This is a genomic window from Actinoplanes sp. NBRC 101535 (assembly GCF_030269225.1).
GTDB classification, from domain to species: domain Bacteria; phylum Actinomycetota; class Actinomycetes; order Mycobacteriales; family Micromonosporaceae; genus Actinoplanes; species Actinoplanes rectilineatus.
The window spans coordinates 567,899-584,182 of the sequence record NZ_BSSY01000003.1; the positions used below are offsets into that span (position 1 = coordinate 567,899).

Consider the following 16,284-nt stretch of genomic DNA (forward strand, 5'->3'; position numbering starts at 1 on the left):
GGGTGGCGACACTGGGTGCGCAGCGAGCCGAGCCGACGGGTGAGAGATGAAGCGCATGCAGTGGCAGCGGGCTGTCTACGACGAGCGGTACCTCGGCACCGGCTACGACGACCGGTCGGCCGTCCGCGTTCTGACCGCGGAGTCGTCGGCGCTGCATCAGGCGGTGCGCCGTGCGTCCGAGATGCTGCCGCCCGGTGCGCCGCTGACCCTGTTCGATTTCGGGTCGGGTACCGGCCGGGTCACCAACGAGTTCGTCGCCCGGTTCGCGGTGGACTGTGCTGACATGCGGCGTGATCTGCACGTCGTGGCGTACGACGTGGCGGCCAACGGCCTCCGCAAGGCAGCACGCAACCTGATCCACGATGAGGGTTTCACCGTCGTCGACAAGCTCTCCTGGGACAACGACGCGCCGGGCGGTTACCGGGTGGGGACTGTCGCCCGTCCTGCTGTCGGAGAAGGCCCTGCTGCCGGTGTCGCTGGAGGCCCGGCCCGCGGTGGTGGCCCAGCCGTCGGTGGTCCGGCGGTGTCGGTGACTTTTGTGCACGGCGCGGAGGGCGACGCCGCCCCGGACGTCGGTCTCCTGGTCCGGGCGGCCAACGAGGGCCGGCCGTTCGGCGTGACCACGTCCTGGTACAGCGCTGTCTCACACATTCCGACCGCCGCCCGGCGTGCCGAGTTCCTGCGGATGCTCTGCGATGTCACCGACCCTCGTGGCGAGGTGCTGGTGGCGCCGTCGGTCTCCGGGGACCTGGTGGAATTGCAGGCCGAGTGGGCCGGGCGTCTGGCGGCCGGCACCGTGGGCGCGCATCCGATCGAGCAGCCCGGTGACGTCATCTACGAGACCGAACTGGGCCAGCAGAACTTCTACCACGTGTTCGGCTCCGACCTGGCCGACCTGCTGGAGGAGTGCCGTCGTCCCGGCCAGCGCGCCTGGCTGGAGGCCGTCCGCATGCCGGACGAGGAGTTCACCTGCGTCGCCGAGGAGCAGGACAACTACCGGCGGGCACGCGAGTTCAACGCCCGGATCGGTCGTCGGCGTTGGCGTCCGGAGGACTTTCGGCAGGTTCACACAGCTCTGGCCGTGCTGAGCGGCCACCCCGGCGAGTAGCCGCAGGAGCAGGCATCACCGGCAGCGGTCGAACCGTGGACCCCGGCCATCACGACCGGGGTGTGCTGCTGGGTGAAGGGGTTCCGCCACCGTCGACGGAGAAGCGCCGGGCGTTGCGTACCCGGTCCGGCCGGCTCCCGTGGAGGGCCGGTCGTGCAGGAGGTGGCCCGGGAAGTCCTGGTGGCAAACGGATGAGCCCGCCACCCCGGAGGGTGACGGGCTCATCCGGCAGCGAAACGACTACTGGTGCTTGCGGCGCGCGGCGGCGCGACCACGCTGGTTCTGGTCGAGGACGACCTTGCGGATGCGGACCGCGGTCGACGTGACCTCGACGCACTCGTCCTCGCGGCAGAACTCGAGGGACTGCTCCAGGGACAGCTTGCGCGGCGGGATCACCTTTTCGGTGTTGTCCGCGCTCGCCGCACGCATGTTGGTGAGCTTCTTCTCCTTGGTGATGTTGACGTCCATGTCGTCCTCGCGAGAGTTCTCGCCGACGATCATGCCTTCGTAGACCTCGGTGGTCGGCTCGACGAAGAGCTGGCCGCGCTCCTGCAGGTTGATCATCGCGAAGGCGGTGACCGCGCCGGAGCGGTCGGCGACCAGGGAGCCGTTCTGGCGGGTGCGGAGCTCGCCGAACCAGGGCTCGTGACGCTCGTACAGGTGGTGCATGATGCCGGTGCCGCGGGTCTCGGTGAGGAACTCGGTGCGGAAACCGATCAGGCCACGCGCCGGGACGAGCCACTCCATGCGGAGCCAGCCGGTGCCGTGGTTGATCAGTTCTTCCATCCGGCCCTTGCGGGTGGAGAGCAGCTGGGTGATGGCACCCATGTACTCGTCGGGGGCGTCGATGGTCAGCCGCTCGACCGGCTCGTGCACCTTGCCGTCGATGAGCTTGGTGACGACCTGCGGCTTGCCGACGGTCAGCTCGTAGCCTTCGCGGCGCATCTGCTCGACCAGGATGGCGAGGGCCAGCTCACCACGGCCCTGGACCTCCCAGGCGTCCGGGCGGTCGGTGTTGAGGACGCGGAGCGAGACGTTGCCGATCAGCTCCTTGTCGAGGCGGTCCTTGACCATCCGCGCGGTGACCTTGGCGCCCTTGACCTTGCCGACCATCGGCGAGGTGTTGGTGCCGATGACCATCGAGATGGCCGGCTCGTCGACGCTGATCAGCGGCAGCGGGACCGGGTTCTCGGCGTCGGCGAGGGTCTCACCGATCATGATCTCCGGGATGCCGGCGAGGGCGATGATGTCGCCGGGGCCGGCGCTCTCGGCCGGCTTGCGCTCCAGGCCCTCGGTGATCAGCAGCTCGGAGATGCGGACGTTGCTGACCGTGCCGTCGGTCTTGCACCAGGCGACGGTCTGTCCCTTGCGGATGGTGCCCTCGTGCACGCGGCAGAGCGCGAGACGGCCGAGGAACGGCGAGGCGTCGAGGTTGACGACGTGCGCCTGCAGCGGGGCGCCCTCGGTGAACTTCGGCGCCGGGATGGTGTCCATGATGGTGCTGAACAGCACCTCGAGGTCGGTGCTGTCTTCGGGGACGGTGCCGTCCTTGGGCTGGGTCAGCGAGGCGATGCCGTCGCGGGCGCAGGCGTAGACGATCGGGAACTCGATCTGGTGCTCGTCGGCGTCGAGGTCGAGGAAGAGTTCGTACGTCTCGTCGACGACCTCCTTGATCCGCGCGTCGGGCCGGTCCACCTTGTTGATGATCAGGATGATCGGCAGCTTGGCGGCGAGGGCCTTGCGCAGCACGAAGCGGGTCTGCGGGAGGGGGCCCTCGGAGGCGTCGACGAGCAGGGCGACGCCGTCGACCATGGTGAGGCCGCGCTCGACCTCACCGCCGAAGTCGGCGTGGCCGGGGGTGTCGATGATGTTGATGGTGACCGGTTTGCCCTCGGCGGGCTGGTAGCTGATCGCCGTGTTCTTGGCGAGAATGGTGATGCCCTTTTCCCGCTCCAGGTCCATGGAGTCCATGACGCGGTCGGCCATCTCGCCGCGCGCGTGGGACTGGCTGCCCTGGCGCAGCATGGCGTCGACCAGGGTGGTTTTGCCATGGTCGACGTGAGCGATGATGGCGACGTTGCGTAGGTCGGTGCGGGTCTGCATGGAGCCATTGTCCCCGGCTCAGGTTGCGATCAGTGACACGGGGTCAACTCTTGTGCTCGATGGCTGCGAGACGGTTGCAAGCCGGTCTCGGGGATGGTGAACAGCCCGGTCACGAAGGTCGACGGAGTGCGCGTTACACTGGAGTCCGGACCCGAGACCCCCTGCACCGACGCCGCTTTGACCCTCTGGTTGCCGCGGTAGTAAGGTCTCGGGGTTGTCGTGTGTCGTTGTGCTGGCGAGCTGCGTTTCTCCGGCCCGTGCAGCTCACCCTAAGGAGCCCTACTCAATGCCGCCCAAGAAGAAGACTCATGAGGTAACCCTCGCGCTTGAGGCGGGTAACGCCGCGATGGTCGACCTCGGTAAGATGCTTGGCCCGACCGGTGCCAACATGCGCGCCGTCAAGGTTGAGTACGACGAGGCGACCTCGAAGAACCGGGGCGAGATCATCCCGGTCATCGTCTCCGTCTACGAGGACCGCAGCCACACGCTGGCCTACAAGACGCCGCCGACGAGCTTCCTCATCCGGAAGTCTCTGGGCATCCAGTCCGGCGCTGCCAACCCGCTCACCACGACCGTCGGGACGCTCAGCGCGACCCAGGTCAAGGAGATCGCGGAGCGCAAGCTGCCCGACCTCAACGCGAACGACCTCGACGCCGCGATCAAGATCGTTGCCGGCACCGCCCGTTCCATGGGCGTGAAGGTCGCGTCCTGATCACAGGATCAGAAATGATCACGACGTCGATCTGAGTGATCAGAGAAAGCCCCGGGAGTTCACTCCCGGGGCTTTTTCGGGCTCACGACCTCGTCGATGAGCCCGTACTCGAGGGCTTCGGCGGCGCCGAGGCTGCGTCCGGTGGAGAAGTCGTCCTCGACCCGGGACCGTGGTTGCCCGGTCACCTCGGCGACCCGGATCAGCACCTCCTCGAGTTCGCGCAGGTGCTGACCGGCTGCCGCGGCCACCTCGTCGGCCGTCCCGGTCACCCCGGCGGCCCGCGGTTCGGCCAGCCGGAACCGTGCGTGCCGATAGGCCGACCGGCGGTCCGCCGCGACGAGGATGGCCAGTGCCGCCCCGCCCGCCTCGGACGTGACCAGGGCGTGCACCGGTGCGGTCAGGGCGTCGAGCACGTCGACCACCGCCAGGGCCGCGCTCAGGTCGCCGCCCGGACTGGCCACGTGCAGCTGGATCATCTCGGGCCCGGCCGAGTCCAGGGTGAGCAGCGCCGCCGAGATCCCGGTGGACGCCTCGCTGGTGAGCTGCCCGCGCAGCATCACGATCCGCTGGTCGAAGAGCCGTTCCTCGAGCCAGCCGGGCATCCCCGGACCGTGCGGGGGCGGCTGCCAGTCGGGTTGCTGATGTGGACCGGGGGAACCCCAACGCGACGGGTACACACGGCCAGCCTATCCACCCGGCAGGAAATGCGCCGATAACCAACGGGGACTAGGGTCCGGCCATGTCTGGGCCTCGACGCCGTTCGGTGCTGCTGGCGCGGCTCGCGGACCGGCCGGCGGGCAGCCCGCACACCGTGATCCTCGACGAGTTGCGCGGGATCATCCTGCACGGTGAGGTGCCGCCGGGTTCGGCGATCCCGGTGGACGCGGTGGCCGCGGCGTTCGGGGTGAGCCGGATTCCGGTGCGGGAGGCCCTGATGACCCTGATCGGCGAGGGCCTGGTGGACCATCGGCCGAACGGCGGCTACCGGGTGGCGATGATGACGGCCCGGGAGTTCGGCGAGATCTACCTGGTTCGGGAGGCTCTGGAGTCGGCGGCGCTGCGGGCCGCGGTGACCGGGGCGACATCGGACGACGACCGGCAGGCGCGGGCCGCGTTGCGGGCCCTGGACGGGGCGATCGAGACCGCCGACGGTGGTGCCGCCTATCACAGGGAGAGCCGCCGGTTCCACCTGGCGCTGATCGGGGCGTGCCGGATGCGCCGGCTGCTGCACATGCTGGAGGCGGCGTGGAACATGACCGAGCCGCTGCGTCCGATGTCACACCTGACGTCCGCCGACCGGGAGCTGCTGCACTCCGACCACGCCGGGATGCTGGCCGCCTTCCTGCGCCGGGACGAGCAGGGACTGGCCCAGGTGTCCGCGGTACACCACCACCGGTTGCAGGGTTTCGTATCGGGGATACCCCGAAACACCGGTCTATTCGCGGAGGGCTGAGCGCCCCAGCGCTGTCGCCAGGGACGCGGTGAGTACCACCGCCACGGCCGGCGCCAGCACCAGATGCGGGGACGAGAAGAGATAGGTACGCCCGTCGGCCACCATGGCGCCCCACTCCGCGACCGGCGGCTGCACCCCGAGGCCGAGGAACGACAGCCCGGAGACGGTCAGGAGCGTGCCGGCGAACCGCAGGCAGAGGTGGGCGAGCACCGGCCCGGCGATGTTGGGGGCGATGTGCCGGGTGATCACGCGTACCGGGCCGGCGCCCAGTGAACGGGCCGCCTCGACGTACTCCCGGCCCGTCTCCCGGACGGTGAGGTGGTACGCCTGCCGGGTGAACGGGCTCCACCCGACCGCGCAGACCGCCACCACCACGGACGGCAGTCCCGGTCCGAGGATAGCGGCGGTGATCAGTCCGACCAGGATGGTCGGCAGGGCCGCGACGACGTCCGCGATCCGCGGCACGGCCCGCAGCCCGAGATGACCCGCGACCGCGCCCAGCACGGTTCCGCTCACCGCCGTGACGGCGAGGGTGGCCAGGGTCAGTCCCAGGGTGAGCCGGGCGCCGGCGATCAGCCGGGCGGCCACGTCCCGCCCGAGCTGGTCGGTGCCGAGGAGGTGGGCGGCCGACGGCGGCGCCAGGATCGCGCCGTAGTCGACGGCCAGCGGATCCGGCAGGTAGGAGAGGCCGAACACCAGCACGAGGAGAAGGATGAGGAGACGCCTCATCGGGACCGTTCCCGCGCCACCGGATCCAGGGCCAGCTGCGCCACCTCGGCGACCACGCCCGCCACCAGCGCGATCCCGATCACGGTCATCGCACCGGCCTGGATCATCGGCAGGTCCTGGGCGAGCACCGCCTCGTGCAGCAGCCGTCCCAGCCCGGGGATCCCGAAGACCACCTCGACGACCACCGAGCCGCCGATCATCCCGGCCACGAACATCCCGGACAGGGACAGCACCGACGTGGTCGCCAGCCGGGCGCCGTGCAGCCACAGCACCCGGCCGTCCGTGAGTCCCTTCGCCCGGGCGGTCCGGACGTGCGGCGACGCGAGGACGGCGATCGTCTCAGCGCGTATCAGCTGGGTGGTCAGCGCGGCCGGGTAGACCGCCAGGGTCAGCACCGGCAGCACCGCGTGGGCCGGCGTCCCCCAGCCGACCGCCGGCAGCATCCCGGCGTGCACCGCGAGGACCAGCACCAGCACCGGCGCGAGCACGAACTCCGGCACCGACACCCCGAGCACCCCGGCGCCGGTCACGGTCCGGTCCAGCATGCCTCCGGGGCGTCGGGCGGCGTACACCCCGGCGGGAAGACCGAGAAGGACGGCCAGGACCAGAGCCAGGACGGTGAGCAGCAGGGAGATCGTCAAGGCGTCGCCGACGGCCGATCCCACCGGGGTACGCGTGACGAACGAGACACCGAGGTCCCCGCGGCAGGCGGCCGCCAGCCAGCGAAAATACTGCTCCACCGCGGATCCGTCGAGGCCGAACTCGGCCGCCACCCGGGCCTGTGTCACCGGGTCCGGGGCCTCCGACGCGGTCCGGGTCCGCAGCACCGTGCGGACCGTGTCGGCCCCGGTGAGCCGCGGTAACGCGAACACCAGAACCGACGCGGCCAGCAGGACCGGCGGGAGCAGGGCCAGCCGCCGGAGCAGCCGTCTCACCCCGCGGGTTGCAGCTGCGGCAGGACCGGCCGGACGCCGAGCGGGTCGGGGGTGAAGCCGGTGACGCCGCGGGTGCCGGCGGTGTTGTTCGGGTGCACGATCATCACGCCGACGGCCTGCTCGGTGAGCATGGCCGCGGCCTGGGCGAACACCTTCTGCCGGGCGGTGACGTCGCCGGTGCCGGACAGGCCGGCGATCGCCGCGTCGAACTCCGCCGAGCAGAAGTGGTCGATGTTGTAGCTGCCCTTGCAGGTGTAGTCCGAGGTGAGCACACTTGCCGCGTCCGCGAAGTCGGACAGGTAGCTACGGCTGTTCAGGAACATGTCGAACTCGCCGGCCAGGATCTTCGGCTCCTGCGCGGAGTAGTCACCGACGGTCACCTCGACGGTGATCCCCACCTCGGCCAGCATCGCCTGGATGGCGGTGGCCAGCACCGGCATCTCCGGCCGGTTCGGGAACGTCCACAGGCGTACCGTCAACGGAGACGACGGACCGTGACCGGCCTCGGCCAGCAGGCGCTTCGCGGTGGCCGGGTCCGAAGCCTGCGGGGCGGTGGTCGCACCCCACGGCACCGCCGAGCCGAACAGGTCGGACGCCGGGGTGGCGGCACCTTCGAGGACCTTGGCGGCCAGCACGTTCCGGTCGATCGCCGCCGTGACCGCCTGCCGGACGCGGCTGTCGGCGAAGGGCGCGGCGGACTGGTTGAGCAGCAGCTCCACGGTGCGGGCGGCCGGGTACGCGGTGACCGTCCCACCCGCCGACTCGACCTGGGCGGTGGCCGCGTGCGGCAGGCCCTCGGCGAACTGGACGTCCCCGGACTGCAGGGCGAGCGCCCGGCTCTGCGGGTCGGTGACGTAGCGCACCGTCACCGTCGACGCGCCGGCCTTGGTACCCCAGTACGCGTCGTTGCGTTCCAGCACCGCCGAGTCGGCGCCCGCGACCGAGGCCAGAATGTACGGCCCGGTGGCGGTCCGGAGCACCGAGGGCTGTTGGCCGGCCGCGTACGCCGAAGGGGCCAGGATCCCCAGGTTGCCGCTGCTCATCCGCAGGGGCAGGACCGGGTCGGGCTGACTGGTACTGATCAGCACCGCGTCGTCGCCGTCGGCGGTGACGGTCAGCCCGATGTCGCGGACCGCGCGGGGCGGCGCACTGACCGAGGTGATGTACGACAGTGCCGTCACCACGGACTGCGGCGTCAGCGGCGTACCGTCGTGGAAGGTGACTCCGGGGCGCAACGTGAAACGCCAGGTCTTGGGGTCGCTGGTCTGTTCCCACGCGGTGGCGAGCGACGGCGCGGGCTGAGCCTGCGCGTCGACGGTGGTGAGTGTCTCGGCGACGCCGAGGGTCATCAGCAGCGCGCCGTCATCGGCGTCGAAGGCGTACGCGGACCGGGGCGGGAACTGCATCGCGACGGCGATGGAGTCGCCGTCGGCGGTGGCGGTGCCGCTGGAGCAGGCGCTCAACGTGCACGCCAGGAGAACGGCTGTGAAGAGCCGCAGCACGGGGGAACCTTTCCGGGAGATCGCGTCCCTGGGGGTGGAGCGTCGACGGCACCGGGTCTGACTTCTCCCGTGACCGGGAGTAACAGTGGCGCGACCGTGCCGGGATTGCACCGGCTTCCGGGTTGCCGTCCTTGGCGCCGTGGAGTCTAGGTGGTGGTTCCTCGGACTGTGCTGTCAGGCCAAGGGTGGAATCCGGTCGTTACCCTCGTTTTCGATCAAGAGGGACGGCGGGGGACATGCGTAACTGGATCCGATCCCGGTTCACGCCGGCGGAGGACGTCGACGGGTGGCGGCCGGGCACGGCCATGAGCATCGTGGCTCACCCGGACGACGATCTGTACTTTCTCGACCCGGCGATCAGCGCCGCGGTCACCGCCGGGGCACCGGTCACCGGGATCGTGCTGACCGCGGCCGAGAGCGACGGCCGGAACGTCGACGTCAACGACCCGGACCGGGAGTCGGCGCCGGCCGATCACGCCGGTTATGCGACCGCCCGGCACGTCGGGCTGCGCCGCGCGTACGCCAGGATGGCCGGACTGCCGGTCGACAGCCCCTGGGAGCAGCAGGCGGTGACCCTCCGCACCGGTCTCACCGTGGAACGCGACCGGCTCGCCGCCCGGCCGGAGATCGTTCTTTATTTCGTCAACCTGGCGCACGCCGACGGGTTCAGCCGGTACACCGTGCCGCCGATGGCCGACGGTGAGCCGGTGGTCAGCCCGGTGTTGTCCCCACTCGACCTGCCGCTCCCGGACCAGGACGTGGACCGGGAGACCCTGATCGGCTCGCTGGTGGAGCTGATCGACGAGCACCGCCCCACCGTGATCCGTACCCTCGACCCGGACCCGGAGCACGACTGGGGACAGCCCGGACGGGTGGTCTCCGACCATGTCGAGCACGCCGCGACGGCCCGGCTGACCATCGAGGCGGTGCACCGGATCGGTTGCCGCCGGCCGGTCCCGCCGGTCGTCGAGTACCACCGGGCCTACGCCAACCGGTTCTGGCCGACCAACCTGAGTCCCCGGATGACCACGGCGAAGGCCGGCCTCCTGGCCACCTACGCCGGCGCGGACGGCGCGCCGGATCCCGGCCTGCCCTACGGCCACGGCGACTACCAGCTGGGCCCGGACCCGTGCCGCAGCACCCACATGTTCTCCACCGCCGCGCGGTACGCGGCCACCACGACCTGGCTGACCCGGCTGCCCGGCGGCCGGCTGGCCGCGTTCGTGGTGCTCGGCGACCGGCTGGCGATGTGGACCGAGCGCAGGCCCGGCTCCGGCACCTGGCGGGGCCCGGCCCTGATCGGCGAGCCGGGCCTGCTGCCCACCCTGGCCGTCGCCGCCGCGCCGGACCGGCCGGTGTCGGTGGTCGCGTTACGCCGGACCGACCGGGACGGTGTCGTCGACGTCGAGGTGGGCTTCCTGACCGTGGACGGCCGGGGCCGTGCCTCCGCCTGGACCTCGCTGGGCGGCCCGGACGCCGGCGACCCGGATCACCGGCGGGAGACCGGGGTGCCGGCTGCGACCGTGGACGGCTCCGGTGACCTGTGGGTGTTCGTCCGGGACTTCAGCGGTGGGCTGAGCCACCGGCGGCAGTCCGGTGGCGTCTGGCAGGACTGGACGCCGCTGGGGCGGGGGCCGCTGCAGGACGTCCCGGTGGCGACCACCGACGCGGACGGCACCGTCCGCGTCTTCGTGGCGGCCAAGACGACCGTGGCTACCTGGCGGCAGACCGTGGTGGGTGGCCCGCTGGAACCGCTGGCCCTGCGAACCGGGCAGGTTGCCAGTGGCGGCCTGACCGCGGTCCGGACCGCCGGTGACCGGCCCTGCCTGCTGTACCGGCAGGGCAGCCCGGCCCGGGGCCCGGAGAGCCGCGACGAGACCAGTGTGATCCGGGCGTACCGGGCGCACGACACGGGTAACGGCTGGCCGGGCGGCCGGGGCGCGGACTTCGGCGGCCCCGACGGGATCGGCCCGGTCGCGGCGCTGGACCGGACCGACGCCGGGGCCGGCGACCTGGTGATGGCCCAGCGCAACCGGTTCTGGACGGTCAGCGTGGCGGTGCCGCCGGCGAAGGAGGGCCGGTCCCGGTGGCGGCGGCTGCCCGGCATGATCAGCGGTGCCCCGGCCCTGGCGGTGGACGCCGCGGGCCGGGGTGTGCTGGCCGTCTACGGACTGGACGGCCGGCTGCACCTGAGCCGGCAGGACGGCGACCTGCCGACCGACGCGTTCGGCCCCTGGACCACTGTCTAGGTACAGGCCCGGGGGCCGCGCGAGTGCGCGATCCCCGGGCCGGCACCGTCAGCCGGGTCTGTCGGTGACCGCGAACGCCAGGCTGCTCGGGACCGAGAGGTACGGGCGGACCCGTACCTCCGGCCGCGGGTACTCCTCGTAGAGGTCCACCTCCGGCCGATCCTCGACCAGCATCGACGTGTACACGTAGACCCGCTTGCGTTCGACCACGTCGTCCATCAGGCGGGCCACCGGCACCGGAGTCCCGTCCGGCCCGCGGGCGACGGACGCGTCCCAGTCCTCGTACCGCAACAGACGACGGTCGGCGAACGCGGCGGTCGGCACCTCGACGGTGAACCGTCCCGCGCCGCAGGTGACGCCGGGAACGGTGAAGGCGTCCTCGTGTTCCCCCCGGCGGTTCATGATCAGCGTCGGCACGGTGTCGCCGAAGTCACCCCCGACGAGCCGCCCGGTCACCGTGATGTGCTCCTCGCCGAACGTGAGGTGCTCCAACTCGGCGTGCTCCGGCCGCTGCCAGGCCGCCACCGCCAGGTATCCGTCCGCGGTCGGGTAGGGGACGTTGCGGACGAACGGCGCGGTCTCCGGTCCGCCGATCAGCCCGCGCAGGTCCAGCAGCCCGGCCCGCAGGCGGTGCAGACCGTCGCGCCGGTCCGCGGCGTACAGATCCCAGCGGCCCTCGGCGAACGTCGCCGCCCAGGCCGGGAACGAGGCCTGCCAGCCGCTCTCCGGATCGCCGGTGAGCGGCACCCGGACCGCCTTGGTCACGCCCTCGAGCCGGCGGGGCCGGGCGACCAGCCGGGTCATTCCCCGGGGCAGCCCGGTGGCCGGCAGGGTGACCACGACCCGGTCGCCGTCCAGCCGGGCGCCGGCCACCGGTGCCGGGGCGGTCCCGCCCCGGATTCGCAGGCCGGGCAGGACCCGGAAGAGCGCGCGGCCGCCGGACCGCAGCCGCCGGGCCGGGCCGGTCGCCCCGCCGGCCCGCCGGCCGCCGGGGGTGAGGTGCTCGGTGAAGAGACTCTCGTAGGCGGCGGCGATCGGCACCGGGTCGTACCGGCGGGCGTTCTCCCGGGCCGCGGTGCCCATCCGGGCACGCAGATCCTGGTCGTTCATCAGCCGTAGCAGGCCGCCGGCGATGGCGTCGACGTCGCCGGTCGGTACCAGCAGGCCGTCCACCCCGTCCTCGATGATCTCGGCCGGGCCGACCGGGCAGGCCGTGCTGACCACCGGCAGGCCGCAGCGCATGGCCTCCACGATGGTCATCCCGAAGGACTCCTTGTCCGAGGTGACGGCGGCGATCGAGCCCTTGACCCACTCCGCCTCGAGCGGTGCGTAACCGCCCATCCGGAAGACGTGGTTGTGCAGACCGAGGTCGGCGATCAGGGTGCCCAACGGCTGGGACTGACCGCCGCTGCCGTAGATCCGCAGGGTCCAGTCCGGCCGCTCGGTGATCACCTTGGCGAACGCGCGGACCAGCAGGTCGTACCGTTTGATGGCGTCCAGCCGCCCGGCCGCGATCACGATCCGCCGGTCGCTGTCGGCCGGGGCCACCGCGGGGTCCGGGACGCTGTTCGGGACGGCCAGTACCGGCGGGGCGCCCGGGCCGAGCAGGGTCCGCACCGCGGCGGCGTCGGCCTCGGTGACCGCGGTGACCGCGGACAGCTGCCCGTAGTACCGGCGCATCTCCTCGTGCACCGACGCCGGGATCATGTCCTGGGTCATGTGCTCCTGCGCGACCCGGACCGAGCCGGGCCGGCCGAGCCGGGCCACCGCGAGGTTCAGCGCGGACCGGGTGCCGACCACCACGTCGTACGCCGTACGCCGCAGATAGTTGGTGATCCGCTCGTCGGAGAGCCGGCTGTAGAACCGGAAGAACTCCTCCTCCTGCGGGGTCAACCGGGACACCTCGGTGAACCGGGGATCCTTGGTGTCCGGCATCCCGGACCGCAGGTCGAGCAGACCGGTCACGGTCACCCGATCCGGGACGTCGAGCATCGGCCGGTCCAGGCGCCGCAGGATGGAGACGATCTCCACCTCGTGCCGCCGGGACAGCTCGGTGGCCAGGTTGATCACGGTCCGGTTGGTGCCGCCCACTCCGTAGACATTGTGGACGAGGAACGAGATGCGCACCTCAGCCCCGCTTCTCGTACGGGCTGGGCACCGGGAAGTAGCCGTCCAGGAACGGGCGCAGAATGGTGGCCTGCGATACCAGCTGTTCCTCGGTGGAGTACGCGTCGTTGAGGCAGAACGCGTCCCAGTCGCGCCGGGCCAGCGCGCGACTCAGCCGGGCGGCCAGATCCGGCACGGCCAGCTGCACGTAGCCGTACTTCACCGAACCGGGTACCGCCCGGCCGCTCAGGTAGGCGTAGTAGTGGTACAGGTTGGACAGCGGGGACAGGTCGCGGGTGCTGCGGAACCGGGACGCCATGGTGGTCGCCCACTCCTGCGGGAACTCGGCCTCGATCTCGGACAGGACGCTGCGGCGCAGGGCGTACGGCACGTGCTGGAACACCTGCGCGGTGCTCGGCCCGAACTTGCCCGCCAGCAGCCGGCGGTTGTTCTTGTGCGCGGCGTCGACCGGGGTGTCCTCGTCGGTGATCGGCCCGACCGGCACCCGCCCCTGCGACAGGAAGAACTTCGACAGGCCGTTGGCCAGGAAGAATGCCTGGGGCGCGAGGGGCCGGCCGATGAACATGTCGTCGTTGAAGTAGAGGAAGTGCTCGGCCAGGCCGTCGATGTGGTGCAGCTGGCTCTCGATGGCGTGCGAGTTGAACACCGGCAGCACCGACGGATCCGCGAAGATCTCCTTGTGGCTGACCACCTGAACGCCCGGGTGGGCGGTGTCCAGCCAGGCCGGGGTCTGCTCGTCGGTGACGATCCAGACCTTGCGCACCCAGGGGGCGTTGGCGTGCAGCGACCGTAGGGAGTACCGCAGCTCGTCGCGGCTGAGGAACCGGGCCGCGCTGGCCGACTCGGCGTGGTACGTCTCCCCGGTGATGCCCGCCCTCCGGCGCTGCCAGGCCGGGTCGGTGCCGTCCACCCAGGTGTAGACCACGTCGATCGGGAAGCCGATGTCCTCCGGCAGCCGGGTGTTCATCTCCGGGCGGGTCCGTAGCGGCGGGAGGACCGGCCGAGGGCCGGCCAGCCGGGTGAACGGCTCGGCCGGGGCCTCGACCACCGGGTCGTCGCGGCGCAGTACCCGGGTGACCTGGTTGGGCCGCGGTGCCCAGATCCGCTCGCCGTCCTTGCCGGTGCCCCAGAACTCGACGTCGCAGCCGTAGTCGCGACCGTGCACCAGGGTCTGCGCCGGGTCGGTGCGGAACCAGGTCAGGCGCAGCACCTTGGCCTCGCGTGCCTTGTCCCAGGCCTTGGCGTCCCCGCCGTCGTGGAGCAGGTCCCGCCCGGACGGCTTGGGCAGCACCACGGACAGGTACGCCCCGGTGCTCGCGGCCAGGGCGGCCAGGGCCCGGAGTACGGCCGCGCGCTGGTCGGCGCGTACCCCGACGGCCGGGGCCCGGTCGTCCAGAGCGCGGACGGCGAAGCTGTCGATCCCGGCGGCGCGCAGCGCGTCCTGCACGGCGGTCAGGTTGAGGGTGCGGACCCGCAGCGGGGTCAGGTCCGGGTGGACGTGCACGGTCCGGTCCACCAACTGGACCGGGAGGATGATCCGCTCAGACATGCAGTTCTCCCCGGAGGGCCTGGCGGGGCAGGCGAACCGTCTCCTGCCGGGCCCGGCCCAGCTGGGTGGCGCTGAACTCGGCCCGTTCGGCGGCCACCTCGTCGGGCAGTTCGTACGGCGAGCGGAACGGGAAGTACTGGGGGAGGAAGTCGGCCATCATCGAGGCCTGTTCGCTGAAGGCCACCGCCGCGGTGTCGGTGTCGTTCAGGCAGAACACGTCGCAGTGCCGCCGGGCCAGCAGGAACGCCAGCTGCACCGGGGTGGACGGGTGAGCCAGGTCGGCGTAGGTGTACTTGATCGAGCCCGGCACCGCCCGCCGGGTCAGGTACGCCCAGTAGTGCTGCAGCGACGACGGGATGGACAGGTCGCCCGGGTGCCGGAACGGGTGCTCCGATGTGGCCTTCACCTGCTTCGGCAGGGTCTGTTCGATCTCCTCGAGCACGCTCTTCTGCAACGCGTACGGCACGTGCTGCATCTTCTGCGTGATGCCCCGCTCGAACCGCTCGGCGATGTGCACCCGGTTGTTCTTGCCTGCCGCGGTCACCGGGGCGTCGAAGACGGTCGCCGGGCCGGCTTCCAGCTGCGCCTTGGAGGGGAAGAACTTGGCGATGCCGTTGGCGTGGAAGAACGCGGTGGGTGGCACCGGCCGGCCCAGGAACATGTCGTCGTTGAAGTAGACGAAGTGTTCGGCCAGGCCCGGGATGCGGTGCAGGCGGGACTCGATGGCGTGCGAGTTGAAGGTGGGCAGCACGCCGGTGTCCCCGAACAACTCCCGGTGGCTGACCACGGTCAGGCCGGGGTGGGTGTCGTCGAGCCAGGCCGGCACCTGGTCGTCGGTGACCAGGAAGATCTTGCGGACCCACGGGGCGTAGGTCGCGATCGAGCGGAGCGAATACTTCAGCTCGTCCCGGCTGATGAACCGGGACGCGTTCGTCGCGATGGTGTTGATGTTGTCCGGGTCGAGTGCCGCGAGCGAGGCGGCCTTGCGCTCCACCCAGTCCGGATCGTTGCCGTCGACCCAGGTGTAGACGATGTCGATCGGGAAGCGGACCGCCTCGGCCGGCACCGCGACGAACTCGGACCGGGTCCGGTACCGGGGAGTGGTGTCGTCCAGCGGCATCGACGGGTTCAGGTCGACCGGCGTGACCAGGTGGTGTTCCGGCTCGGCGGGCATTGCCGAGGCGACCGCGTTGCGGCGGGGGGCGACGATGGTGTCGGGGGCGCCGTCCACACCCTTCTCGGTACGCCAGAACTCGATCTCGCAGGCGGATCCGCTGCCGAGCACGGTCGTCCCGTACGAGCCGGTCACCGGGAAGTAGACCTGCGCCCCGGTCCGGCCGCGACCGGACCGGAAGCCCTCGTCGTCGATCGTCCCGGTGTGGATCTCCGCACCGGTGAGTTCCGGATCACGGCGCAGAGCGTCCAGCGTCCGCTCGCGGTCGCGCCGGTGGACGGCCACCGCGCTGTGCAGATCGCTGACCGGGCGGATGCAGAAGTAGTCGATCCCGGCCCGGTCCAGGACCGCGATCACCGCCTCCAGATTGGTGGTCCAGGCGGCGGCCGGGGTCATGTCCGGCACCACCCGGGCACGGACCTTGCGGCCGGCGTCGCGGACCGGAACCAGGCTGCCCGGTGCGGCCGCGATCGGCAGTCGGCGCTGTCGGGTGAGCCGGCGGACCAGCCACAACTGGCGGTGGGCCGGCAGCAGCTGGACGAGCCGGAGCCGGTAGTCCTTGGGCAGCAGACGGTAGAACTTCAAGGCGATCATGCCGCGCTCCGTACTCGACGCAGGGCGGCGTGAAAAAAGGCGTTCATCG

At 71.4% G+C, this 16,284-nt stretch carries 12 protein-coding genes; 4 read left to right on the forward strand and 8 right to left on the reverse strand.

Annotated features, from left to right (window positions below):
- Window positions 1-55 precede the first annotated feature (55 nt).
- Window positions 56-1,108, forward strand: a complete 1,053-nt coding sequence (locus QSK32_RS11565; RefSeq protein ID WP_045741286.1) for a hypothetical protein — start codon at window positions 56-58, stop codon at window positions 1,106-1,108.
- Window positions 1,109-1,348: 240 nt separating this feature from the next.
- Here QSK32_RS11565 and typA read toward each other — a convergent pair whose 3' ends face one another.
- Window positions 1,349-3,211: a translational GTPase TypA gene (gene typA, locus QSK32_RS11570; RefSeq protein WP_045741285.1), complete on the reverse strand. Its 1,863-nt coding sequence runs from the start codon at window positions 3,209-3,211 to the stop codon at window positions 1,349-1,351.
- Between the two features lie 286 nt (window positions 3,212-3,497).
- On the opposite strand from typA, the gene QSK32_RS11575 reads away from it, so the two are divergent.
- Window positions 3,498-3,923 carry an uL11 family ribosomal protein gene (locus QSK32_RS11575; RefSeq protein WP_045741284.1) on the forward strand — a complete coding sequence of 142 codons (426 nt, stop codon included), beginning with the start codon at window positions 3,498-3,500 and terminating at the stop codon, window positions 3,921-3,923.
- A 59-nt stretch (window positions 3,924-3,982) separates the two neighbouring features.
- Here QSK32_RS11575 and QSK32_RS11580 read toward each other — a convergent pair whose 3' ends face one another.
- Window positions 3,983-4,525 carry an ATP-dependent Clp protease proteolytic subunit gene (locus QSK32_RS11580; protein ID WP_045741283.1) on the reverse strand — a complete coding sequence of 181 codons (543 nt, stop codon included), beginning with the start codon at window positions 4,523-4,525 and terminating at the stop codon, window positions 3,983-3,985.
- Window positions 4,526-4,662: 137 nt separating this feature from the next.
- Between QSK32_RS11580 and QSK32_RS11585 the strand changes: the two genes are divergently transcribed.
- Entirely contained in the window at window positions 4,663-5,376 is a 714-nt protein-coding gene (locus QSK32_RS11585) for a GntR family transcriptional regulator (protein WP_045741282.1), read from the forward strand.
- Here the strand turns inward: QSK32_RS11585 and QSK32_RS11590 are convergent.
- The 3 genes from QSK32_RS11590 to QSK32_RS11600 are packed head-to-tail and all read right to left on the reverse strand — an operon-like array spanning window position 5,359 to window position 8,542.
- Window positions 5,359-6,105, reverse strand: coding sequence for an ABC transporter permease (locus QSK32_RS11590; protein WP_285471860.1), 747 nt, complete (start codon window positions 6,103-6,105; stop codon window positions 5,359-5,361). The two genes, QSK32_RS11585 and QSK32_RS11590, sit on opposite strands and share 18 nt — an antisense overlap.
- The gene (locus tag QSK32_RS11595) at window positions 6,102-7,040 is read right to left on the reverse strand and encodes an ABC transporter permease (RefSeq protein WP_045741280.1); all 939 of its coding nucleotides are present in this window, start codon (window positions 7,038-7,040) and stop codon (window positions 6,102-6,104) included. The genes QSK32_RS11590 and QSK32_RS11595 overlap by 4 nt, the downstream gene beginning before the upstream one ends.
- A complete protein-coding gene (locus QSK32_RS11600; RefSeq protein ID WP_285471861.1) occupies window positions 7,037-8,542 on the reverse strand; it encodes an ABC transporter substrate-binding protein in 1,506 nt (501 codons plus the stop codon). The genes QSK32_RS11595 and QSK32_RS11600 overlap by 4 nt, the downstream gene beginning before the upstream one ends.
- Window positions 8,543-8,778: 236 nt before the next feature.
- Here QSK32_RS11600 and QSK32_RS11605 point away from each other — a divergent pair, with 236 nt between their 5' ends.
- The gene (locus tag QSK32_RS11605) at window positions 8,779-10,791 is read left to right on the forward strand and encodes a PIG-L family deacetylase (protein WP_285471862.1); all 2,013 of its coding nucleotides are present in this window, start codon (window positions 8,779-8,781) and stop codon (window positions 10,789-10,791) included.
- Window positions 10,792-10,839: 48 nt separating this feature from the next.
- Here the strand turns inward: QSK32_RS11605 and QSK32_RS11610 are convergent, their stop codons facing one another.
- From QSK32_RS11610 to QSK32_RS11620, 3 genes are read right to left on the reverse strand one after another with little or no spacing between them, the layout of a single operon-like run.
- Complete coding sequence (locus tag QSK32_RS11610) at window positions 10,840-12,918, reverse strand: glycosyltransferase family 4 protein (RefSeq protein ID WP_285471863.1); 2,079 nt, start codon at window positions 12,916-12,918, stop codon at window positions 10,840-10,842.
- Window position 12,919: 1 nt separating this feature from the next.
- On the reverse strand, window positions 12,920-14,467 hold the full coding sequence (locus QSK32_RS11615; protein WP_083448885.1) for a stealth family protein: 1,548 nt from the start codon (window positions 14,465-14,467) through the stop codon (window positions 12,920-12,922).
- On the reverse strand, window positions 14,460-16,235 hold the full coding sequence (locus QSK32_RS11620; RefSeq protein ID WP_083448884.1) for a stealth family protein: 1,776 nt from the start codon (window positions 16,233-16,235) through the stop codon (window positions 14,460-14,462). Before QSK32_RS11620 ends, QSK32_RS11615 begins: the two co-directional genes overlap by 8 nt.
- Between the last annotated feature and the right edge of the window lie 49 nt (window positions 16,236-16,284).

What these genes read in the sequence shown, in the direction of transcription:
- QSK32_RS11565 (WP_045741286.1), top strand. Translation starts at nt 56, where the DNA reads ATGCAGTGGCAGCGGGCTGTCTACGACGAGCGGTACCTCGGCACCGGC.
- typA (WP_045741285.1), bottom strand. Translation starts at nt 3,211, where the DNA reads ATGCAGACCCGCACCGACCTACGCAACGTCGCCATCATCGCTCACGTC.
- QSK32_RS11575 (WP_045741284.1), top strand. Translation starts at nt 3,498, where the DNA reads ATGCCGCCCAAGAAGAAGACTCATGAGGTAACCCTCGCGCTTGAGGCG.
- QSK32_RS11580 (WP_045741283.1), bottom strand. Translation starts at nt 4,525, where the DNA reads ATGCCCGGCTGGCTCGAGGAACGGCTCTTCGACCAGCGGATCGTGATG.
- QSK32_RS11585 (WP_045741282.1), top strand. Translation starts at nt 4,663, where the DNA reads ATGTCTGGGCCTCGACGCCGTTCGGTGCTGCTGGCGCGGCTCGCGGAC.
- QSK32_RS11590 (WP_285471860.1), bottom strand. Translation starts at nt 6,105, where the DNA reads ATGAGGCGTCTCCTCATCCTTCTCCTCGTGCTGGTGTTCGGCCTCTCC.
- QSK32_RS11605 (WP_285471862.1), top strand. Translation starts at nt 8,779, where the DNA reads ATGCGTAACTGGATCCGATCCCGGTTCACGCCGGCGGAGGACGTCGAC.
- QSK32_RS11615 (WP_083448885.1), bottom strand. Translation starts at nt 14,467, where the DNA reads ATGTCTGAGCGGATCATCCTCCCGGTCCAGTTGGTGGACCGGACCGTG.
- QSK32_RS11620 (WP_083448884.1), bottom strand. Translation starts at nt 16,235, where the DNA reads ATGATCGCCTTGAAGTTCTACCGTCTGCTGCCCAAGGACTACCGGCTC.